We start from the raw sequence: 21,256 nt of genomic DNA, 5'->3' as shown, positions 1-21,256 counted from the left end.
TCGCGCCCGCCCGTCGCCGCTCCACAGAAAAAACCGCACGTTTCCGGCACAGGACAAAAAATCCTGTGCCGCCTGTCCCTCGTAACGAAAAGTCCCGTCCTGCCGAATCCCCTATCCTGACACCATCGAGCCGCCCTGCCGAACAGGCGGCTCGCCCGTTTTTTTCCACACCGGCCCGACAATCTCGATACGGCTGGTGCGTCAGGAGAGGTACAGCATGACTCTGTCCAGCAAGCTCAGCGATCCGCGCCTGTTCCGTCAGTACGCCTATGTCGACGGCAAGTGGACCCATGGCGAGGGCGGCCGCGAGGAGGCCGTGTTCGACCCGGCCACCGGCGAGGCGCTGGGGCACATTCCCTGGCTGGAGGCCCACCAGATCACCGCGGCGGTGGATGCCGCCGAGGCCGCCTTCGTGCACTGGCGCGCGCTGCGCGCCGACGAGCGGTGCGAGCGGCTGCTGGCCTGGTATGACCTGCTGCAGGCCCATCGCGAGGACCTCGCCACCCTCATGACCCTGGAGCAGGGCAAGCCGCTGCCCGACGCCCGTGGCGAGGTGGAGTATGGGGCCAGCTTCGTGCGATGGTTCGCCGAGGAGGGCAAGCGCACTTTCGGCGAGACCATCCCCAGTCACATCCCCAACGCGGCGCTGGGTACGATCAAGGAGCCGGTGGGCATCGCCGCGCTGATCACCCCGTGGAACTTCCCGCTGGCGATGATCACCCGCAAGGCCGCCGCCGCCATGGCCGCCGGCTGCACGGTGATCGTCAAGCCGGCCGGCGAGACGCCGTTCTCGGCGCTGGCACTGGCGGAGCTCGCCGAGCGCGCCGGCATACCGGCCGGGGTGTTCAACGTGGTGCTGGGCGACCCGCCCGAGGTATCGCGGATCCTGTGTGCCGAGGACCGGGTCAAGGCGCTCTCCTTCACCGGCTCCACCCGGGTGGGCCGGCTGCTGCTGGAGCAGTGTGCCAACACCGTCAAGCGTGTCTCCCTGGAACTCGGTGGCAACGCGCCGTTCATCGTCGGGCCGGACATGGATCCCCGGGAGGCGGCCTTCGCCGCGGTGGCGGCCAAGTTCCAGACCGCCGGCCAGGACTGCCTCGCTGCGGACCGCATCCTGGTCCACGAGTCGATCCACGACGCCTTCGTCGGACACTTCGCCGAGCGCATGGCGGCGCTGACCGTGGGCAACGGCCTGGAGAGCGAGATCGACCTGGGGCCGCTGATCCATCGCCAGGCGGTGGAGAAGGCCGCGGCCATCGTCGACGACGCCATCTCCAAGGGCGCCACCCTGGTGGCCGGCGATCAGAGCCAGGCGCCGGGCGAGAACTTCTTCATGCCGGTGCTGCTCACGGGCGTGACCCACGACATGAAGATCTGGCACGAGGAGAGCTTCGCCCCGGTGGCCGGCATCACCGCCTACGCCGACGATGACCAGGTCATCGAGATGGCCAACGACACCGAGTACGGCCTGGCGGCCTATATCTACACCCACGACATCCGCCGCATCTGGAAGATCATGCGGGCGCTGGAGTTCGGCATGGTCTCGGTGAATTCGGTGAAGATGACCGGCCCGCCCGTGCCCTTCGGCGGCGTCAAGCACTCCGGCCTCGGCCGCGAGGGCGGGGTGACCGGCATCGACGAGTACCTGGAGACCAAGTACTACTGCCTCGGTGCCCTCGGTTCGGTCTCCGGCAGCTGATTCCCCGGCCCCATCGATGAACCTTCTCCCCGGCAGGATGCCGGGGAGCACGAGAGAAGAGAGAACGAGATGAACCAGCAGCACCAGGACCTGATCGCGCGCGACCGCAAGGTGACCTTCCATGCCTCCACCCACCTGCGCGACTTCGCCCATGGCGACGCGCCGGGCCGCGTGATCACCGGCGGCAAGGGGATCCATGTCGTCGACAAGGATGGCCGCGAGTTCATCGACGGCTTCGCCGGCCTCTACTGCGTCAACATCGGCTACGGCCGCACCGAGGTGGCCGAGGCCATCTACGAGCAGGCCCTCAAGATGTCCTACTACCACACCTATGTGGGGCACTCCAACGAGCCGCAGATCGCCTTGTCGGAGAAGATCCTCGAGCTCGCCGGCCCCGGCATGTCCAAGGTCTACTACGGCATGTCCGGCAGTGATGCCAACGAGACCCAGCTCAAGATCGTGCGCTACTACAACAACGTGCGCGGACTGCCGCAGAAGAAGAAGGTCATCTCGCGGATGCGCGGCTACCACGGCTCCGGCATCGCCTCCGGCTCGCTGACCGGCCTCAAGGCGTTCCATGACCACTTCGACCTGCCCATCGACACCATCCGTCACACCGAGGCGCCGTTCTACTACCAGCGGGCCGCGGAGCTCGAGGGCATGAGCGAGCGGGAGTTCTCGAGGCACTGCGCGACCAGGCTCGAGGAGATGATCCTGGCCGAGGGACCCGACACCGTGGCTGCCTTCATCGGCGAGCCGGTGCTCGGTACCGGCGGCATCGTGCCGCCACCGGAGGGCTACTGGGCCGAGATCCAGGCGGTGCTGGCCAGGTATGACGTGCTGCTGATCGCCGACGAGGTCGTCTGCGGCTTCGGGCGCATCGGCGCCGACTTCGGCAGCCACTTCTACGGCATCAGGCCCGACCTGATCACCGTGGCCAAGGGCCTGACCAGCGCCTACCAGCCGCTCTCCGGCGTGATCGTCGGCGATCGCGTGTGGCAGGTGCTGGAGCAGGGGACCGGGGAGTATGGCCCGATCGGCCACGGCTGGACCTACTCCGGGCATGCCCTGGGCTGCGCCGCGGGCCTGGCCAACCTGGCGATCATCGAGCGCGAGGGGCTGACCGAGAATGCCGCCGAGACCGGCGCCTACCTGCAGCAGCAGATGCAGGCCGCCTTTGGCGACCACCCCATCGTCGGCAACGTGCGCGGCGTGGGCATGTTGGCAGCCCTGGAGTTCGCCGCCGACCCGAGCCGTCGCGCGGCCTTCGACCCGGTGCTGAAGGTCGGCCCGCGCATCGCCGCCGCGGCGATGCAGGAGAACCTGATCGCCCGCGCCATGCCCCAGGGGGATATCCTGGGCTTCGCGCCGCCGCTGACCACCACTCGCGAGGAGGTCGACGAGATCGTCGCGCGGGCCCGTCGCGCCGTGGACGTGGTGCTGGACGAACTGGTCCGCGAGGGCGCCATCAAGGCGGTGGCGGACACGGTCGCCTGACGGCCTGCCCGATCCCCGGCCTCCCGGAGGCCGTAAGCAAGGCGCGTCGTCGCGGGCCGTCCCGCGGCGACGCCGTTGGCGTGGAGGAGAGGATGCACGATCACGGTGTCTGCCTGGAGATGCTCTACCAGGCGCGTCGGCGCATCGCCGGCGAGGCGGTGCGCACGCCGCTGGAGCGCTCGGCGTCGCTGTCGGCGCGCTTCGATGCCGACATCCTGCTCAAGCTCGAGACCTGCCAGCCCACCGGGGCCTTCAAGCTGCGCGGCGCCGTCAACATGCTCGCCGCGCTGATCGAGGACCGCGGCCGCGAGGCGCTGTCGGCCGGGGTGGTGACGGCCTCCACCGGCAACCACGGCCGCGCGGTGGCGCACGCCGCCTCGCGGCTGGGCGTGCCGGCGCTGGTCTGTCTCTCGCGGCTGGTGCCGGCCAACAAGGTCGCCGCCATCGAGGCGCTGGGTGGCGAGGTGCGACGCGTCGGCGCCAGCCAGGACGAGGCGTTCTCCGAGGTCGAGCGACTGGTGAGCGAGCGCGGCATGACCCTGATTCCGCCCTTCGACGACCCGCGGGTCGTGGCCGGGCAGGGCACCATCGGCCTCGAGCTCATGGAGGACTGCCCCGACCTGGACCGGGTCATCGTCGGGCTCTCCGGCGGCGGCCTGCTGGGCGGCATCGGCGCGGCCGTGAAGGCGATTCGTCCCGCCTGCCGGGTCACCGGGGTGAGCCTGTCCCGTGGCGCGGCCATGTGGGAGAGCCTCAAGGCCGGCCATCCAGTGGAAGTCGAGGAGGTCGAGAGCCTGGGCGACTCCCTGGGCGGCGGCATCGGGCGCGACAACCGCAGCACCCTCCGACTGGTGCGCGAGGTGATGGACGACCATCTCCAGGTCTCCGAGCGTGCCATCGCCGCGGCCATGGTCGATATCCTCGAGCAGGAGAAGCGCCTGGTAGAGGGCGCCGCCGCCGTGGGTCTGGCGGCCATCGAGGAGCATGGCCTGGATGTGCGCGGCCAGCGCGTGGCGCTGATCCTTTCCGGCAACGCGGTCTCGCTCTCGACCCTGGACCGGGCACGCGCCCTGGCCGGACGATAAGCGCCAAGGCTCCCCCCCCTTGTCCATCGCTTCTCCCCAGGTATCCTCCACCTTGCTCCTTGCTCCTTGCTCCTTGCTCCTTGCTCCTTGCTCCTTGCTCCTTGCTCCTTGCTCCTTGCTCCTTGCTCCTTGCTCCTTGCTCCTTGCATCTGGAGGTGTTCATGCAGCTCTACCATCGCGATGCCATCGAAGGGGCCGTCGGCATCGACCAGGCGGCACTCTCCGCCGTGGAGGCGGGCTTCGCCGCCCTGGGGCGCGGCGAGGTGGTGCAACCGCCGATCCTCTCCATGGCCATCGAGGAAGCCAACGGCGAGGTCGACGTCAAGACCGCCCATATCCGCGGCGCCGAGCGCTTCGCCATCAAGGTCAGCCCCGGCTTCTTCGATAATCCCCGGCTCGGCCTGCCGAGTCTCAACGGCCTGATGCTGGTCCTCTCGGCCAGGACCGGGCTGGTGGAGGCCGTGCTCTTCGACGAGGGGTATCTCACCCAGGTGCGCACGGCACTGGCCGGCGCCATCGCCGCCAAGCATCTGTCGCGAGAGAACAGCCGCCGGGTGGCCGTGCTCGGTGCCGGTGAGCAGGCCGAGCGCCAGGTGCAGGCGCTGCGCCTGGTGCGCGACCTCGACACCCTGGATGTCTGGGCCCGTCGCCGGCCGGGCGCGGAGGCCTACGCCGACCGTCTCCGGGCCGAGGGGCTCAGGGTGAACGTTCACGACGACGTCGCCGGGGCCTGTGCCGCGGCGGACATCATTGTCACCGCCACCCCGTCGCGCACGCCGCTGCTGCATGCCCGGGACCTGCCCACGGGCGTGCATGTCACCGCCATGGGCTCGGACAGCCCGGAGAAGCGCGAACTGGATGCCTCGGTGCTGACCCGCGCCGACGCCTTCGTCTGCGATACCCGTGCCCAGAGTGAAGGCAACGGCGAGCTCAAGGCGTTCGAGGGCGGGGAAGTGCCCTTCAAGGTCCACGAGCTGGGCCGGGTGGTCGCCGAGGGGCAGCGCTTGCGTCTGACGGACGACACGCTGACGGTATGTGACCTCACCGGCACCGGCGTCCAGGATACCGCCATCGCCAACTTTGCCCTGTCGAGGCTGCTGTCCGGCTGAGCCCTTCCGCCGCAGGTCGACTTGTCGCGGCGGGCCTCCTGGCGCAGGCTGGGACCTTTCACCGACGGAAGGAGCAAGGGGATGGCAACGGTACTGGCCTTCGATGTCTATGGAACCCTGATCGACACCCACGGCGTGGTTGCCGAACTCGAGCAGCGCCTCGCGGGGCAGGACCGTTCGGACCTGGCCCCGGAGTTCTCGCGTCGCTGGCGTGACAAGCAGCTTGAGTACAGCTTCCGCCGCGGCCTGATGGGTGCCTACGTGGATTTTTCCCACTGCACGCGCGAGGCGCTGGAGTTCACCGACCGCGCCCTGCAGACACGCTTCTCGGAGACCGACAAGGAACACCTGATGGGCGTCTACGCCCGGCTGCCGGCATTTCCCGATGCGTCGGCCGCGCTGGATCGCCTCGCCGAGCTGGGGATTCGCTGTGTCGCCTTCTCCAACGGCAGCCGTGAGGCGGTCGAGGGGCTGCTGGAGCAGGCCGGGATTCGCGAGCGCTTCGAGACGGTGGTCAGCGTCGAGGAGATCAAGCGCTTCAAGCCCGACCCGGCTGTGTATGCCCATCTCCGCTATCGGCTCGAGAGCGACCCCGGCGATACCTGGCTGATCTCCAGCAACCCCTTCGACGTCATCGGCGCCCGCCATGCCGGCCTGCATGCCGCCTGGGTGCGCCGTACCCCGGATGCCCCCTTCGACCCCTGGGGGATCGAGCCGGATATCACGGTTCCCGACCTCGATGCCCTCGCCGAACGGCTCAGCTAGCAACCACACGACGACGCCCCGCGGCCGGTGCTCGGCCTGGGCGTCGTCGTAGGGGCTTTCAGGCGGCAAGACTACTCGGCCAGTTCACCGACGCTGACGGTGCCCCGGTCGGCCAGCTGAACCAGGCGCTCGTCGTTGACGGTCCACTCGGCCATGGAGCCGTCGTACATGGTGACGTTCTCCAGTCCGCCGATCTCGCTGAGCTGGAACCAGCCGCTGGCGGCCCAGTGGCCGGTGTTGCAGAAGGCCACGGTGGGTGCCTCGTGGTCGAGGCCGAGTTCGTCGATGCGGGCCTTCAGGGCGTCCGGCTGCAGGTAGTAGGCCCCGTCGCGCTCCTCGAAGCTGCCATCATGGGGCAGGTTCACCGAGCCGGGGATGGTGCCCGGCACGCGGGCGGCGGGGGACTGGGTCTCGCCCGTGAAGAAGGCCGGCGGCCGGGCATCCACCAGCGCTTCGCTCGCCTCGAGTGCGGCTTCCACCTCTTCGGTGGAGGCCAGCAGTGATTCGCGCAGGCTGCCCGTGAAGGAATCGGCATCCGGCGCCTCCACCGGACCGCTGGCCACCTCACGGCCCTGTTCCTCCCAACCGGCGAAACCGCCATTGAGGATCGTCACTTCGTCATGGCCCAGAGCCTTGAAGGTCCAGTAGATGCGGGCGGCACTGCCGAAGTCCGTGGGCCCTGTGCCGGCCGGGACCACGACCACGGTGTCGTCGTTGTCGATGCCCAGGTCGCCGATCAGGCTCTCCAGGTCCTCCACATCGGGCATCAGGCCGGCGACGCCGTCGCGGTCCTCCCGCCAGCCTGCATCGGTGTAGCTGCTGTAGCGGCTGCCCGGGATGCGGGCGGTCTCGAAGCTCTCCCGGTCGCCACCGTCATCGATGGCGGAGCGGACGTCCAGCACGACCAGATCGTCGCTGCCGAGCTGGCCCTCGAGCCACGCGGCGTCGACCAGGGGGGAAGGGTGCAGGGCATGGGCCGGGCCGGCGATGGCCAGGGCGGCAGTGGCCATAAGCAGTCGGGAACGCATGGGGGAATTCTCCTCGTCAGGGATGGAGCATGGCGTTCATGCTGCAATGGGATGGCGCTCCCTCGCCAAGAATGCTTCCTGACACATCTAGCTCATCCAGTTATATCAAGGAATTTTCTTATCCCTTTCCTCCTTCGGACGGCGGCTTCAGCCCTGCCAGGCGTGGCCGGCGAAGGCCTCGTCGAGTTCCGGGTGGTTGACGTGGTTGGAATAGTTGGAAAGCGTCTTGACCGCCAGGGCCAGTACGATCTGCAGCACCTGCTGCTCCTCGAAGCCGGCATCCAGGAACGCCTTGACGTCGGCCTCTCCGGGCTTGCCCCGGGTCTCGAACATCACCCTGGTGAACTCGGCCAGCGCCGCCAGGCGCTCGTCCGGAATCGGCTGGTCGTTGCGGATCGCCTCCAGCACGTCGGCCGGTACCTGAGACATCTTGTCGGCCAGCATGCTGTGTGCAGACATGCAGTAGCCGCAGCCATTGAGTCGGCTGACGGTCAGGAAGACCACTTCCTGCTCGGGCGGCGCGAAACCGGAGTCCTCGCGGAACAGCTCGTAGCCATGCAGGTAGGTGCTCAGCACGCCCGGAGCCTTGGCCATGCCCTCGTACATGTTGGGCACGAACCCCAGCTTGGCGTTGGCCTGCTCGAGCAGCGGCTTCGCCTTGGCATCGGCGTTGTCGAGGGTCTGGGGCGCGAGTTGCATCTGATAGTCGGCGGACATGGGTGTGTCTCCTTCGTCGTGGTGGGTACTGCCGTTGCGCCATTTATGGACTGATCGTTCCAGAAATGGCGAAAGAGAAGAGGGGAGGATCAGCGTCGCAGGCCGTCCAGAAGCAGCTCTACCGCCTGGCCGGCCTGCCCGGCATCCGCCCCGCTCTTCAAGAGGGTCCTGAGCCCGGCCATGCCCATCGTCAGGTAGCTGGCCAGGGCTGCTGCATCCCGTTCCGGGGCGATCTCACCCTCCGCCTGGGCCCGCGTCACTGCCAGCTGGAACAGTGCCGTGATGGCGGCGATGCTCTGGCGGGCATGCTGCGAGGGGGGGCCATCATGTTGGCCGAGCTCGCTCGCGGAGTTGAAAATCAGGCATCCCAGGGCAGCGCGATCACTGCCCGCTTCCTGTGCCGTCTCGCGAAACAGGGACGCCAGGAAGGCCATGGCCGAGGGGGCTGCCTCGAGGCGGCGTCCCAAGCGTCCCAGCAGGGACTCGCGATAGCGCCGCAGGGCTTCGAGGAACAGCTGCTCCTTGTTGCCGAAGGCCTGATAGAGACTGCTTCGTGAGAGATGCATGGCCTCGAGCAGGTCCCGAGTCGAGGCGTTGTCATAGCCTCGTGCCCAGAAGACCTGCATGGCGGCGTTGGCAGCCTCGTCCGGGCTGAATGCGATGGGGCGTCCTCGTCTCATGTCGACCAATTTAGTACCGATCGGTCCATAAATCAAGGCGCGACAGATCACGTTCCGGTTGCTATCGATGTAAGGAGCGTGTCGCAGCGTCGACAGAGTGGCCAGATACCACAATCACCAGCATCACGATCATGATGGCCGGACAGGAGATCCCGAGCATGACGGAGAAGCATTCGCCGACAAGAAGCTTCTGGCTGGGCGGCAAGCGCGCTGCCGAGCAGGACCGGTTCTTCCGTGAGGCCCTGGAACCCCTGGGCTGGCAGGTCGGGGACGAGCATGACTGGGACGCCGGTTGGATCACCGGCATGCCGGATGCCGCGCAGTTCCGGCGGGTCTCGCCGACGCGCAAGATGAACCACTTCCCGGGCAATGCGGCACTCACCGTCAAGAGTCGCCTCCATGACAGCCTCTCCACCCTTCGCGAGCGCATCCGGGAGAGCCATGGGGCCGACCACGAGCTCGTCCGGCGGCTGGCGTTCTTTCCCCGAGCCTATGTGATGCCCGGTGACTACCATGCGCTGCAGGAGGCCGCCCTGGCCGATCCCGCCCAGCGCTGGATCCTCAAGCCCACCAATGCCTCCAAGGGCAAGGGCGTGCGGGTGCTTCAGGATGTCGCCGAGGCGCCTCTCGCGCGGGACTGGCTGGTACAGGAGTATCTGGCCAATCCCCATACCATCCGAGGCCACAAGTATGTCCTGCGGCTCTATGTGCTGATCACCTCGCTGGAGCCGTTGCGCGTCTATCTCTACCGCCAGGGCTTCGCCAAGCTGGCCTCCGAGCCCTGGGATCCCGAGGATGCCGACAATCCCTATAGCCAGCTGACCAACCCGGACATCAACGCCCTGAACAGCCGTGCCGAAGTGCCGGTGGAGTTTATCGACCTGGAGCGATACCGGGCCTGGTTGAGAGATCAGGGGCACGACGACGAGGCCCTCTTCGCGCGAATCGAGGACCTGGTGACCCTGACCGCGATCTCCGCCGTGGATGCCCTGCGACGCCGCACGGCCGAGGCCGGCGCCGATCCGCGTGGCTGCTATGAGCTACTGGGACTCGACTGCCTGGTGGACGACACCCTCAAGCCGTGGATCCTGGAGTGCAACCTCAGCCCGTCGCTTGGCATCTGTGCCGCCCCGGAGACAGGGGGGCGCATCGAGGAGGCCGTCAAGGGCGGGCTGGTGCATGACCTGGTCTCGCTGGTTGATATCCCCGGACAGGCCCCGTCCGAGGCGGGCATTGCGGCGCAGGAGTCGGACGTTACTGCGCAGCTGGTCGTCGAGGCCGAGGCCGAGCAGGCTCGTGCCGGTGGCTTCCTGCGGCTGCTCCCGGCCGCCGACCCCGAGCGCTACCTGCCCTATTTCACGCTACCCACCTCGGCCGACCTGCGGCTGGCCGAGGCCCTCACGGGGCGCTCCCTGCCCCCCCCGCGGCTGCAGCGGCGCCACGTGGCGGAACTGGTCGACGAGGAGCGTCTCGCCCTCTATGACACGCGCCGCGGTCGCTACTACCGGCCCAACGACACGGCGACCCTGACCTGGCTGCTGGCGACCGAGGGGCTGGACCCCGATGCCATCGCCGATGAGCTGGCACGCGCCACTACCGAGGCGGGGGCACCGACGGAGAGTTCGGCACTGCGGCGCGATGTGTGGAACACCCTGCACGACTGGTGCCGTGCCGGCCTGCTCTGCCAGCAGGGCGTCGCACCGGCAGCGTTGCCGGAAGCGCGCGAGCTCCATGAGCAGACGATGTCGGTATCCCCGTCGGGGCGGGCCATGAGGCTCAGTCTGGACGGCCGTCACTGGGCCCTGGACGTGGGCAGCGGCCCCGCCATGGCGCGGTTGACGACATGGTTCGGCGAGCGGCTGTCACCGCTTGCCGATGAGGCGGCGAGCCGGCTGCCGCGGCTGGCGGTCCTGCGTGAGTCCGGCGGCTATGCCCTGGCCACCGACGACCGGTTGTTGGCCTCGCGGCTGACGCTGGCGCAGCTGGGCCCGGTGTTGACGGCGCATCTGATTCGCCAGGCCGCGATGCCTGGCCGACCGGTGGTCGACGCGGCCCTGCTGGTCACGCCGCACGGCAACGGGGTGCTCTGCCTGCTCCCCGACGAGAAGGAGAGTCGCGCCCTGTTGCAGCGGCTGCTGGAGGCCTCGGGTGGCGTGCTGACCCGCGGCGTACGCCTGGACCTCTCGGATCCGGCCATCGCCGAACCCCTGGACTTTCCGCTGCCGGGTGTCGCCGGCGTGACCCCGAGCGGGTTGCCCGACAGCGTGGCCCTTCGTGGCATGCTGCTGCCGGCCGAGGCATCTGCCGACCAGGCCCTCGCCCCGGTCGCCATGCTGGAGGCGCTTGGCGCCCTGCTGCCGAACTGCCTGACCGGTGATGGCCAGGCGCTGGATGCCCAGAGCGTGACGATTCTGGGCGACTGGCTCTCCTCCCTGGCCGTGTGCGCGTTGAGGGCAGGGCCAGGGGCGCCGGATGTCGCGTCACTGGCCGAATGGCTGGTCACCCGGATAGAAATCGCCCCTTCGGTCAACCCTCCCGCCATGGCGAGGGGGTAACAAGGGCATGAGCAACCGGTGATGCCCCCGGCATCGCCGTTGAAGAAGCCGGTCACGGGCCGGCGTCACGGCAAGACGACATGCCTGGCATGTCGCCCACCCTGTATCAAGGAGGTCATGATCATGACACTGCAAGACGAGAAGCGTCGTAGCCTGCTGAGTCGCCTCAGCCGTCAGCTGGGCTACACGGCACCGGCACTCGCCCTGGTCGCCAGCGGAGCGGCGTTCCAGGCCGTGGCCAGCGAGACGTCCCCCGAGCTGAACTACACCAACGGCGAGGAGGCTCCCCTGATGCTTGCCGAGGCCCACGCCGAGGGGGGCGCCGAGGGTGAAGCCAAGGCAGAAGGTGAGTACGAAGACATGGAAAAGGGCGAGGGCAAAGCGGAAGGTGAAGCAGAAGGGGAGGGTGAAGCAGAAGGGGAGGGTGAAGCAGAAGGCGAAGGTGAAGCAGAAGGCGAGGGCGAAGGCGAGGGCGAAGGCGAGGGGTGAGCCCTTCCTTCCCCATCAGCGGGAGACCAGGTCCGTCACCACGGTGGCGGCCTGGCTTTTTCCCTCTGCCGCTTCAGGTGATCCCCTGGCGTAACCCACAGTGGAACTCACAGGACTCTTGTCATGACATCACGTCACTCCCGGTCTTCTCCTGCCACGGCGCGTCTCGTCGAGGAGAATCTGCTGACCCTTGCACAGCTGAGGGGCATGGTTGCGGCCCTTACCCCTGAACGCTATCGAGAGGCATTCGGCGAGCACGGACGTCACACCCTGGGCAAGCATGTTCGTCACATCATCGATCATTACGATGCCCTCCTTGACGGCCTCGACCGAGGGGCAGAGGTCATCGACTACGAACAGCGCCAACGCGACGAGGCCCTCGAGCAATGGCCGCAGCAAGCGGCGAGGCATCTGGCCGCCGTCGAGGCTCGGCTGTCGTTGCTGGGCAGCGGACCTTCACCGGATGCGCTCACCCTGGCCTATCCCCTGGACGACGAGCGGCTCTCCCTGGCGTCAAGCCTGAACCGCGAGCTTGCCTTCCTGACCAGTCACAGCATTCACCACATGGCGATCATTGCCCTGCTGGCCGAGCAGTCGGGTATCCATCTGCCCGAGTCGTTCGGAGTGCATCCCTCCACGCTTCGCCACTGGCAGCGGGCGTCCGAGGAGCAGGCGCCACTCTCGCGGAGGAGTGCCTGATGAAGCGCGCGATACTGGCAACATGGCTGCTGGCGCTGATCCTGGCAGCCCCGGTCACCGCCGCCGAACCCCGTTGGCCTGACCAGGGGTGGCAGGTGATGCCCACCTCGCTTGCCTATGACGACCTGCTGGAAGCCCTGCGGGAGGCGGTCGAGGCCGAGGGCTTGTTCGTGGTGACCGAGGCCGGGCCTACCGAGGCCGCCGAAAACCGGGGTGTCACCATCCCCGGCAACCGGGTCGTGGGCGTGTTTCGCAACGACTATGCGGTTCGGATCCTGCGGCTGAGCGTCCCGGCGATGATCGAGGCCCCCATGCGCTTCTATGTCACCGAAAATGAGGAAGGCAGCGCCACGCTCTCCTGGAAGACGCCGACGCATCTGCTCGAACCCTACGTGGACGCGGCCGGCGAGGAACTGGAAACGGTGGGTCGCGAACTCGACACCCTGTTCGCTGCCATTGCTAAGCGTGCCACCGAGGAATCGGAGTGACCGGATCGAGCGTCACCTCGGGCACTTGAGGCGCTGACGCGTCGCAACCCCCTCCCTCGTTCGGCCAACTGCGGCCGTTCCTCCAGGACGGTCACGACGGCGGGTCGGCCATATCCTGCAGCGGTGATTGCGCCACCGCATCTTCATTTCCCGACCCCCGAGCCAGGACGATCGGACACTTGCCCGGTCCGGCCGACTTCCTTGTGTAAGGACACGCCGGCCTCGGCGACCGAGTGGCGGCGTCTCACTGGCGTGCCATGTCAGGAACGTCGAATCCACCATGGAGTATCGAGGAAGAAAGATGACCAAGACGTTGAGCCTGCTGCTGTTGAGGATCTCGCTGGGCGGTTTGCTGCTGATCTGGGGAGTCGACAAGATCGTCAATGTCGAGCATGGCCTCGCCATCGCCGACAATTTCTATGGCGGACTCATGGCGAGCGAGACCCTGCTGCCACTGGCGGGTGCCGTCCAGATGCTGGTCGGCCTGCTGGTGGTCATCGGCCTGGTCAGGCGCTGGGTATATCCTCTTCAGCTGATCTTCAACGCGGCGTCGCTGGTCGCGGTTAGTGCCTCGATCATCGATCCCTGGGGATGGTACCTGGAGGGCACGAATGCCCTCTTCTATCCTTCCCTGATCATCTTTGTCGCTAGTCTTGTGGTGATGGCCTTCCGGGAAGAGGACCGGCTGTCCCTGGATGCGGCCAGGCAACGCCCGGGCCCGGTCAGCTGGGAAGCACGTCGTCGTTGTAGCTGATGAGTGGCGATACGCGGCCACCGGTCGGTATCGCCGTCCGGGGTCAGGGACAGTCGGGCGGTTCGGGACTCGCGGAAAATGCCAGATGCGTGAACCAGGCCGTGGCATCCACCCCGGCATTGTCGCCGTCGCTCATCAGGGCGAGGCCATCGATGCTGTCCGGGCGACTCCCGAAGAGTCGCAGATAGTCCTCTCGGACATCCCTCACTTCCGCCACCCATTCGCCCACGCGCGCTTCACCACTCTGCAGGGCCAGCAGCTGGGCGCGTGAGGTAAAGGCATTGGGCCAGTCCGTGCCGGCAGGCTGGCTCGAGGCCCACACGTAGTTCACCGCCTCGACCTGCCAGGGCAGCAGCCCCGTCTTGCGAGCCACATAGACCCTGGCCGGGTAATCGTCACCCGACTTTCGTGTCTCGTCGAGCCCCTCATGTATTCCTGATACCTGCCAGCACCAATGCAGGTAAGGCGTCTCGCGAAGGTCGATCTCGCGTTCCAGGTATTTCGCCGAGGCCTGCTGCCGGGCGCTGGCCTGGAGGAGCCGAGTGCCTTGCCGCTCGATGACCCGGTACTCGGTCTCGCCCTCGAAATTTCGTGTCGGCCATGAGTGAATATCATCCGGCGAGAAGATCAGGTCATCTGCTGCGATGACCGGCCCTGCGACCAGTGTCGTCAAGGTTAGCAGGCAGCAGGGGGAAAAGGATCTGGTCATGGGAAAAGTCACTCCACGTATGTCAAGCGCCCTGGGTCGGATCGGTGGTGTCTCGAATGTCGTGTAACGTCATCACGGAAAAAGGGTTTCGTCATGTGATGAAGAGAAGGCGAAGTCTTACCGTGATAGAGCCGGATTCATCTCCTCGTTACGTCATAAAGTGATAAGGTTCTTCCGCTTTATTTTCTTGGATGGCGTCTCTTTTTTGGATGTATCGTAAGGATGATGGCCTCCAGTGCACCAAGTATCAAGACCTGATTAAAGGTCTTTTACTAGCCGAGAGTCACGAGGTGTAGCCATGAAAATTCGAACCGTATCATTGGCCATGATGGCCTTGATGCTGAGTGCCGTCCCCCTGATGGCGATGGACTCCGAGTATCAGGAGAAGCGTCGTCAGGCGTTGCAAGAGAAAAGTAAAAGCTCGGCCATTCAGGCGGAAAATGCCATCGATCAGCGGCGCGACAGGGAGGTGAGTCAACGTGGAGAAGGGCAGCATCGCCGGTCAGATGACGAATGGCAGCAGACGCGAGAAGCCCTGCGCTACTGGTGGAACTGATCCCCTGCCCTAGAGCAACTGACCCCGGACCTGATCCCTCAGGCCCGGGTTTCTTGCCTTGTGCGGGGGTCTTGGCCATCCTGAGAGGACATTCGCTGAAAGTGAGGAGATTCCATGCGCAAGACGCTGATCTGGACGGCCATTGCCATGTTCGTGGCTGTACCGCTGGTGGTGCAGGCGGAAGAGCATGGGGTGATGCACCTGCAGTCGAGCGACGATATCGAGCGTGTCGAGGAGCGGCTTCGTGAGGCCATCGAGGACAAGGGACTGACCCTGATGACCGTTGTCGATCACACCGCCAATGCGGAGGGCGTGGGGCTCTCGTTGCCGGCGACCCGTACCTTCATCTTCGGAAATCCGCAGGTGGGTACGCCGATGATGCAGTGCCAGGGAAGCATGGCGCTGGACCTGCCCCAAAAGATGGTGGTGCGGGAGACCGACGAGGGCGTCAGGCTGGAGTGGAATTCGCCACACTACCTGGCCGAGCGCCATTCACTGGAGGAGTGCGACCTGCCTCTGGACAAGGTCGCCGGTGTACTGGAGGGCGTGGCAAACGCTGCCGCAGGCCAGTGAGGCCAGACTGTGAAAGATTGACGGGCCTCAGTGCCCGTGATCGTCCCGCTCGGGGTCAAGTTCCGGGCCGAATCGCCTGCCGGCCTCATGAAGCAGCGTGAACTGTCTGTCACACTCTCGGCAGGCGCCGCACATGGAAAGGTGTAACCTCAGGGATACCCGTTCCTGGAAGTTGAGAGGGCGGTCCTGCTTGAGAGACATCAGGCGGGTCGCTTCCTTGCACATCATCATGCCGTTTCCTCCTTAAGCCAGCCCTTTTCGATGCAGGCCCTGAGTCGCAGCCGGGCGCGATGCAGTATCACCCAGCAGTTGTTCTCCTTGATGTCCAGCTCCCGGCAGATATCGTCGGTGGAGAGCCCCATCAGCTCGCGCAGGGAAAACACCCTGGCGGCGTTTTCCGGCAGGGCGATCATGCAGGCATCGAAGACCTGCCAGAAGTGCTCGGTCTCGAAAGCTGCCTCGGGCTCACCCCAACTGGAAGGGCGAGCACTCTCCTGCCAGCGGCCATTCTGCTGGAATTGTCGGTCGATGGCGTCGTCGTCGTCCTCATCCTCGAGGGGCTGCCAGCGTCCATGACGCTTCTGTACGCGCATGGCATCGAGGAGCTTGTATTTGAGGATGCCGAAGACCCAGGTCTCGTAACCGGATCGTCCGGCAAAGCTTTCATTCTTTTCGATGGCCGACATCATTGCCTCCTGTACGGCATCCTCGGCCTGGCTTCGATCACGCAAGTGCATGAGGGCGAAGGAGACCAGTCGTGGCCTGACAGCTGTAAGTCTCTGTAGCCTATCTTCTTTTTCGTTCATCTATGAGTCCCTCGTTCCCTATGCTGATGCTTGGACCGGATTCAGGCAAAGTCTAGCAGCTGGTGTCAGCCAGGGTACAGGATCTCCCGGGTGAGTCGTTCAAGTCAGGCTTTCCTTACAGGAATCGCAAGGTTTCCGACAGGAAAACTGGCGTCACTGTCGTCAGGAATCCTGCTGCTTTTCCTTGTAAATAATGTCGGGTTTTCGATGCTTGGTGGCAAGTATGTGGTTGACAGGAATGATCCGTTACTTCTTGAGTGATCGATGTCCTTTGTTTCTTATGTCAGGAGGTTTCCTTCCATCGACGTAGGAGATGATGTGGAGATGATCAGGCTTATTCCCGACCATGGGTGATGGGTCCGGCATGCCGGGTCATCGATAACGGCCGCCGGTCATCGAGATCAGGTGGGGATGATTCACCAGCCGATCGAGGTCCTCGGGCCTGTCCACATCCCAGAGGCGGGCGGGACATACCAGCCGCCAGTCCAGCTCATCGGCGCGATCGCGCGTCTGTGCCATGACGCGGTTCGTGCCCCAGTCGATGGCGGCGAAGAGGCGGTGGTCGGCTCGTCGGACCCCGACCAGCGCATAGCCGCCATCCTCCACCGGCAGGAAGACGGCGTCGGCGTCCGTCAGGGCCGCCTGGCAGCGCTTGAGCAGCGCAGGGGTGAGCGCCGGACAGTCGCTGCCGATCAGCACTCCCGGCGCGTCCATGGCCTGAAGGGCGTGGTACATGCGCTCTCCCAGGTCGCCCTCGGGCTGAGCGCGAAGCCTGATGCCATGCCGGTCGGCCAGTTCCCGGAACATGGGGTGGGCATGATCCAGTGCCGTCCACAGGGTGATGCGTTGCGGCGAGGTCGCCGCGAGGGCAGTGCCCACCGCATGCCGCAGCAGCCGCTCGTGCAGCCGGCAGGCGCCCTCGGCGCCCAGGGCCGGCATCAGGCGCGTCTTCACCTGTCCCGGAATCGGAGCCTTGGCGAGTATCGCCAGGGGCGCCTGGCCGCGGGTGTCAGCGGACATGGCGATATTCCCGGGCCAGGACATCCGCCGACGCCCCCCGCCAGTAGCGCCAGCGCAGTCGCCACATCAGCAGCAGGGTCCGCCAGACACCCTCTCGCGCCCAACGCCGTCCCGAGGTCGTCACCCTGGCGCGCAGGCAGGCCGGCGGCGATTGCCGCTTGAGTCGCCGCGACATCTCGATGTCCTCCATCAGCGGCTGGTCGGGAAAGCCGCCCGCGGCGTCGAAGGCCTCCCGGGTCATGAACAGCCCCTGGTCGCCGGTGGCGATGCCCGTCAGGCGTGAGCGCAGGTTCATGGCGCCGGCGATCACGGGCAGCAGCGGATGCCTCCCTTCCAGACGGACATCGAAGCGGCCCCACACGCACTGGCCTGACAGGGCCGACGCGATCGACAGGTCGGCGCGCGGGGGGAGTCGCGTATCGGCATGCAGGAACAGCAGGTGTCGTCCGCGGGCCTCGCGAGCCCCGGCATTCATCTGTCGGGCTCGGCCAGACGCTCGACGCAGTACCCTTGTTGCCAGGGGGCGGGCCCGGCTCACCGTATCGTCGAGGCTGCCCCCGTCCACGACCAGTATCTCGACGCCGTCGGCCTCCCAGGGCGTCAGACGGGTCAGCAACTCCTCGATGGTGGCCGCTTCGTCCAGTGTCGGGATGATGATGCTGAGCCTCGGCGTTTCCGGCATGCCGACGGTCCTCCTGATGCGCGTATCGGTGCTGTGATGCCTTGGGTCGGATCATCCGCCTCGGCCTTACAAGATGGCGGTGGCTGCCGCTCCTGTAAGGCGTCTTCCGACGATACGACAGAAACGCAGAGCCGCCGATGCCGGGGACAAGAGAAGGGCAGGTCATGAGGCTTCTTCACGCCTGGTGGCTCGCCCTGGCGTCATCCATCTCCTGAGTCGCCGGAGGGCCCCATCGATGTCCAACATGCTTGAACGCTGTGGTTATGGCCTCGGGTGCTGGCTCTCCTGCCCCAGACCCTGGCTCAGCCCCCAGTTACCCGTCGACGAGGGCGTGCAGGCATGTCTCGAGCCCGGTGATGTCCTGCTGGTCGAGGGCTCCTCGAGGATCAGCACGGTGATCAAGTACCTGACGCAGTCCACCTGGTCCCATGCCGCCCTCTATGTTGGCGAGGGTGGCTGTGCGGGGTCGGCAGCCTCGGTCCGGGGCGGCGGTTTTGTCGAGGCCGACCTGGCGGAGGGGGTGCGTGTGGTGGGATTCGATGAGTTCGAGGGCTATCCGCTGCGCATCTGCCGGCCGGTAGGCCTGGGGCGTCAGGACCTCGAGCGGTTGATCGCCTTTGCCTGCGGGCGCGTGGGTCACCGCTACGACCTGCGCAACATCCTCGACCTGGCCCGTTACCTGCTGCCCTTGCCCCCCGTGCCCACGCCCTGGCGACGGCACATGCTCGGGCTGGGCAGCGGCGATCCGACCCGGGCCATCTGTTCGACCCTGATCGCCGAGGCCTTCCAGTCGATTCGCTATCCGATCCTGCCGATCACCGTTGCGGGCGAGGCGAGGGTGTTCCAGCGCCGCCACCATACGCTGTTCACCCCCCGCGATTTCGATCTTTCCCCCTGGTTCGAGGTCGTCAAGCCCGGGCTGGTAGGGGGCTTCGACCCCCACGAGCTGCACTGGCAGGAACCGGCCTGAGCCCGTCTCGGGTCAGGGGGCCCAGAGGCTCAGTGGGACAGTTCGATCACCCGCCCACCGGCATCCTCGGCGTCTTCACCATCGTGAGTCACCAGCAGGCTGGGCAGGCCGGCCTCGCGCAGGCGGTCGAACACCAGCCGGCGCATCTCATGGCGCAGGTGGGTATCGAGCTTCGAGAAGGGTTCGTCGAGCAGCACCGCACAGGGGGCCGACAGCAGCAGGCGCATCAGCGCCACCCGGGCCTTCTGGCCGCCGGAGAGGGTGGCCGGGTCCCGGTCGCCGAACCCGGCGAGGCCGATGTTTGCCAGGGCCTTGTCGACCCGCGCGGCCTTGTCGGTACTGTCCCTGGGCATGCCGAAGCGCAGGTTGCCGGCTACCGAGAGGTGGGGGAAGAGCAGCGGATCCTGGAACAGCAGGCCGATGCCGCGCCGCTCGGCCGGCAGGCCGCTGATGTCGTGGCCGTCGAGCAGCACCTGGCCTCCGGCCCGGAACTCGGGCGCCAGGAAGCCGGCGAGATAGGCGAGCAGGGTCGACTTGCCCGAGCCGGAGGGTCCCATGACGGTGAGGACCTCGCCGGGGCCGATCTCGGCATCGAGCTCCACCAGGACCTGGTCGCCCAGCTGGATGCAGATATCACGAAGTTCGAGTCGATGGGTGGCGTTCATGGGGCTCCTTGCATGCCGCGCCGCCTCGACCATAGCAACCTGGGCAGGCCGACGGCGAGGATGAAACCCGCCAGGGGCAGACAGGCCTGAACCAGTGCCCAGACGCCGATCACCCGGCGGTTGCCGCCGGCGGCCAGCGAGACGGCCTCGGTGGTGACGGTGGTCACCCGTCCTCCCCCCAGCAGCTGGGTGGGCAGATACTGGCCGATGCTGACCGCCAGCCCCACGGCCAGGGCGGTGAGGATCGGGGCCAGCAGCATCGGCAGACGCACGCGCCAGAAGGCACCGTTGCACGAGGCGCCCAGCGTCAGCGCCAGCCGAGACCAGCGGGGGTCGAAGCGCCGATAGGCCTCCGAAAGCGAGAGGAAGACGTAGGGCAGCACGAACAGCAGGTGGCCGAAGGCGACCAGGGCGAGGGTCGGTCGGGTGCCGAGCTGTTCCATCACCACCGCCAGGCCGAACAGGAAGGCGATCTGCGGGACGATCAGCGGCAGGTAGAGCAGCCACAGGGCCCGCGAGGGGTGTCGGCCGGTCCGCTGCTCGTTTTCCAGTGCCGCCAGGGCCAGGACCATGGCGAGCAGCGTCGCGCACAGGGCGATCAGCGCCGTCGAGGCGACCGGCCCGGCCAGCGAGGGCAGGACCCGGGCCCAGTGTGCGGCGGTGAAACTTCCCGGCAGGGCGTCGGGGAAGCGCCAGAAGCCCGCCACGGAGTGGATCGCCAGGCCGGCGATGCCGAAGAAGGCGATCACCGTGGCCAGCAGGATCCACAGCTTGCCGGCGACATGCAGCCCCGTCTCGCCCCGGCGCCGTCCGCCGCGGGCGATCCAGCCGCCCATCAGCCTGGCCACGAGCCGCTCCAGTCCCCACCAGATCGCCAGTGCCGTGGCGGTGACGCCGAGCTGCAGGATCGCGCCGGCCGAGGCCAGGAAGCGCTTGTCGAGGTCGGGGTCGCTGAACCAGCCGAGGATCGAGACGGCCAGCGTCGGTGGCAGGGTGGGACCGAGGATCATCGCCACATCCACCACCGACGAGGCGTAGGCGATCACCGCGTAGACCGGCAGGCGGATCAGCGGATAGAGCGACGGGGCGACCACCTTCCACCAGGCCAGGGTCGGGCGGTAGCCCAGCGAGCGGGCCATGGCGACGCGCCGTTCGGGGTCGAGCTGGGGCAGGGCCGCCAGGCTCATCAGCAGCAGGAAGGGAATCTCCTTGATCACCAGCCCCGCGATCAGGGAGAGCCCCCAGGGATCCTGGACGATCAGCAGGTCCGGTGGACGCTCCCAGCCGGTCAGCCCTGGCGAGGCGAGTCGCGCGACCAGCCCCGAGGGGGCGATCAGGAAGGCCAGGCCGAAGGCCGCGGCGGCATGGGGAATGGAGAGCAGCGGCGAGACCAGTCGCCGGATCCAGCGGTCGAGCCGGCTGCCGGTCGCGGCGGCCAGGTAGAGCAAGACCACCGCCAGCGAGATGGCGGTAGCGAGCAATCCGCTGGCAAGGCTGATGGTGGCCGAGCGCCAGATGCCGGGCTCGGCGAACAGGGCCCGCCAGGGGGCGAGCGACAGGCTATCCCCGCCCAGGGCCGGCAGGTAGCCGAAGGCCGGCAGCAGGGCCATGCCCAGGCCGGCCAGGATCGGGGCAACCAGCAGCGCGACGAGCAGCACGGGGGCCAGGCGCAGCATCATCGAGCGGGCCTCGTCGCGGGAGCAGTCGGGT

At 66.9% G+C, this 21,256-nt stretch carries 23 protein-coding genes; 13 read left to right on the top strand and 10 right to left on the bottom strand.

What is annotated here, in order from left to right:
• Positions 1-217 precede the first annotated feature (217 nt).
• From QLQ83_RS07840 to QLQ83_RS07820, 5 genes are all read left to right on the top strand, one after another.
• Positions 218-1,699, top strand: coding sequence for an NAD-dependent succinate-semialdehyde dehydrogenase (locus QLQ83_RS07840; protein WP_282734953.1), 1,482 nt, complete (start codon positions 218-220; stop codon positions 1,697-1,699).
• A gap of 69 nt (positions 1,700-1,768) precedes the next feature.
• Entirely contained in the window at positions 1,769-3,196 is a 1,428-nt protein-coding gene (locus QLQ83_RS07835) for an aspartate aminotransferase family protein (RefSeq protein WP_282734952.1), read from the top strand.
• Between the two features lie 92 nt (positions 3,197-3,288).
• Positions 3,289-4,281 carry a hydroxyectoine utilization dehydratase EutB gene (eutB, locus tag QLQ83_RS07830; protein ID WP_282734951.1) on the top strand — a complete coding sequence of 331 codons (993 nt, stop codon included), beginning with the start codon at positions 3,289-3,291 and terminating at the stop codon, positions 4,279-4,281.
• Between the two features lie 161 nt (positions 4,282-4,442).
• Positions 4,443-5,390: a cyclodeaminase gene (locus tag QLQ83_RS07825; protein ID WP_282734950.1), complete on the top strand. Its 948-nt coding sequence runs from the start codon at positions 4,443-4,445 to the stop codon at positions 5,388-5,390.
• 81 nt (positions 5,391-5,471) lie between these two features.
• Positions 5,472-6,155: a haloacid dehalogenase type II gene (locus QLQ83_RS07820; protein WP_282734949.1), complete on the top strand. Its 684-nt coding sequence runs from the start codon at positions 5,472-5,474 to the stop codon at positions 6,153-6,155.
• Positions 6,156-6,226: 71 nt separating this feature from the next.
• On the opposite strand, the gene QLQ83_RS07815 is transcribed toward QLQ83_RS07820, so the two are convergent.
• The 3 genes from QLQ83_RS07815 to QLQ83_RS07805 form a co-directional block, all read right to left on the bottom strand.
• Positions 6,227-7,183 carry a sulfurtransferase gene (locus QLQ83_RS07815; protein ID WP_282734948.1) on the bottom strand — a complete coding sequence of 319 codons (957 nt, stop codon included), beginning with the start codon at positions 7,181-7,183 and terminating at the stop codon, positions 6,227-6,229.
• 147 nt (positions 7,184-7,330) lie between these two features.
• Positions 7,331-7,900, bottom strand: coding sequence for a carboxymuconolactone decarboxylase family protein (locus tag QLQ83_RS07810; RefSeq protein WP_282734947.1), 570 nt, complete (start codon positions 7,898-7,900; stop codon positions 7,331-7,333).
• An 89-nt stretch (positions 7,901-7,989) separates the two neighbouring features.
• Positions 7,990-8,580, bottom strand: a complete 591-nt coding sequence (locus QLQ83_RS07805; RefSeq protein WP_282734946.1) for a TetR/AcrR family transcriptional regulator — start codon at positions 8,578-8,580, stop codon at positions 7,990-7,992.
• A gap of 158 nt (positions 8,581-8,738) precedes the next feature.
• Here QLQ83_RS07805 and QLQ83_RS07800 point away from each other — a divergent pair, with 158 nt between their 5' ends.
• The 5 genes from QLQ83_RS07800 (at position 8,739) to QLQ83_RS07780 (ending at position 13,565) form a co-directional block, all read left to right on the top strand.
• Positions 8,739-11,135, top strand: coding sequence for a PqqD family peptide modification chaperone (locus tag QLQ83_RS07800; RefSeq protein WP_282734945.1), 2,397 nt, complete (start codon positions 8,739-8,741; stop codon positions 11,133-11,135).
• A 123-nt stretch (positions 11,136-11,258) separates the two neighbouring features.
• On the top strand, positions 11,259-11,624 hold the full coding sequence (locus tag QLQ83_RS07795; RefSeq protein WP_282734944.1) for a hypothetical protein: 366 nt from the start codon (positions 11,259-11,261) through the stop codon (positions 11,622-11,624).
• A 123-nt stretch (positions 11,625-11,747) separates the two neighbouring features.
• Positions 11,748-12,323 carry a DinB family protein gene (locus tag QLQ83_RS07790; protein WP_282734943.1) on the top strand — a complete coding sequence of 192 codons (576 nt, stop codon included), beginning with the start codon at positions 11,748-11,750 and terminating at the stop codon, positions 12,321-12,323.
• Positions 12,323-12,811, top strand: a complete 489-nt coding sequence (locus QLQ83_RS07785) for a DUF302 domain-containing protein (RefSeq protein WP_282734942.1) — start codon at positions 12,323-12,325, stop codon at positions 12,809-12,811. Before QLQ83_RS07790 ends, QLQ83_RS07785 begins: the two co-directional genes overlap by 1 nt.
• 301 nt (positions 12,812-13,112) lie before the next feature.
• Complete coding sequence (locus QLQ83_RS07780; RefSeq protein WP_282734941.1) at positions 13,113-13,565, top strand: DoxX family protein; 453 nt, start codon at positions 13,113-13,115, stop codon at positions 13,563-13,565.
• 43 nt (positions 13,566-13,608) lie between these two features.
• Here QLQ83_RS07780 and QLQ83_RS07775 read toward each other — a convergent pair whose 3' ends face one another.
• Positions 13,609-14,274 carry a DUF3047 domain-containing protein gene (locus QLQ83_RS07775; protein WP_282734940.1) on the bottom strand — a complete coding sequence of 222 codons (666 nt, stop codon included), beginning with the start codon at positions 14,272-14,274 and terminating at the stop codon, positions 13,609-13,611.
• Positions 14,275-14,572: 298 nt separating this feature from the next.
• On the opposite strand from QLQ83_RS07775, the gene QLQ83_RS07770 reads away from it, so the two are divergent.
• Together QLQ83_RS07770 and QLQ83_RS07765 are read left to right on the top strand one after the other, a co-directional pair.
• On the top strand, positions 14,573-14,830 hold the full coding sequence (locus tag QLQ83_RS07770) for a hypothetical protein (RefSeq protein WP_282734939.1): 258 nt from the start codon (positions 14,573-14,575) through the stop codon (positions 14,828-14,830).
• Between the two features lie 114 nt (positions 14,831-14,944).
• Positions 14,945-15,403 carry a DUF302 domain-containing protein gene (locus QLQ83_RS07765; protein WP_282734938.1) on the top strand — a complete coding sequence of 153 codons (459 nt, stop codon included), beginning with the start codon at positions 14,945-14,947 and terminating at the stop codon, positions 15,401-15,403.
• Positions 15,404-15,430: 27 nt separating this feature from the next.
• On the opposite strand, the gene QLQ83_RS07760 is transcribed toward QLQ83_RS07765, so the two are convergent.
• From QLQ83_RS07760 to QLQ83_RS07745, 4 genes are all read right to left on the bottom strand, one after another.
• Positions 15,431-15,628, bottom strand: coding sequence for a zf-HC2 domain-containing protein (locus QLQ83_RS07760; RefSeq protein WP_282734975.1), 198 nt, complete (start codon positions 15,626-15,628; stop codon positions 15,431-15,433).
• 2 nt (positions 15,629-15,630) lie between these two features.
• A complete protein-coding gene (locus QLQ83_RS07755) occupies positions 15,631-16,209 on the bottom strand; it encodes a sigma-70 family RNA polymerase sigma factor (RefSeq protein ID WP_282734937.1) in 579 nt (192 codons plus the stop codon).
• A gap of 372 nt (positions 16,210-16,581) precedes the next feature.
• Positions 16,582-17,229 (bottom strand): TIGR04282 family arsenosugar biosynthesis glycosyltransferase, encoded by a 648-nt coding sequence (locus tag QLQ83_RS07750; RefSeq protein WP_282734936.1) that lies wholly within the window; start codon positions 17,227-17,229, stop codon positions 16,582-16,584.
• The gene (locus QLQ83_RS07745; protein WP_282734935.1) at positions 17,219-17,911 is read right to left on the bottom strand and encodes a TIGR04283 family arsenosugar biosynthesis glycosyltransferase; all 693 of its coding nucleotides are present in this window, start codon (positions 17,909-17,911) and stop codon (positions 17,219-17,221) included. The genes QLQ83_RS07750 and QLQ83_RS07745 overlap by 11 nt, the downstream gene beginning before the upstream one ends.
• Before the next feature lie 235 nt (positions 17,912-18,146).
• Here QLQ83_RS07745 and QLQ83_RS07740 point away from each other — a divergent pair, with 235 nt between their 5' ends.
• Positions 18,147-18,881: a C40 family peptidase gene (locus QLQ83_RS07740; protein ID WP_282734934.1), complete on the top strand. Its 735-nt coding sequence runs from the start codon at positions 18,147-18,149 to the stop codon at positions 18,879-18,881.
• Between the two features lie 29 nt (positions 18,882-18,910).
• On the opposite strand, the gene QLQ83_RS07735 is transcribed toward QLQ83_RS07740, so the two are convergent.
• A complete protein-coding gene (locus QLQ83_RS07735) occupies positions 18,911-19,546 on the bottom strand; it encodes an ATP-binding cassette domain-containing protein (RefSeq protein ID WP_282734933.1) in 636 nt (211 codons plus the stop codon).
• Entirely contained in the window at positions 19,543-21,222 is a 1,680-nt protein-coding gene (locus QLQ83_RS07730) for an ABC transporter permease (protein WP_282734974.1), read from the bottom strand. Before QLQ83_RS07730 ends, QLQ83_RS07735 begins: the two co-directional genes overlap by 4 nt.
• Positions 21,223-21,256 lie beyond the last annotated feature (34 nt).

Source organism: Halomonas rhizosphaerae, assembly GCF_030010555.1.
GTDB lineage: Bacteria > Pseudomonadota > Gammaproteobacteria > Pseudomonadales > Halomonadaceae > Halomonas > Halomonas rhizosphaerae.
Note: the sequence above shows the minus strand (reverse complement) of the source record. Positions and strands in the feature narration are given on the sequence as shown.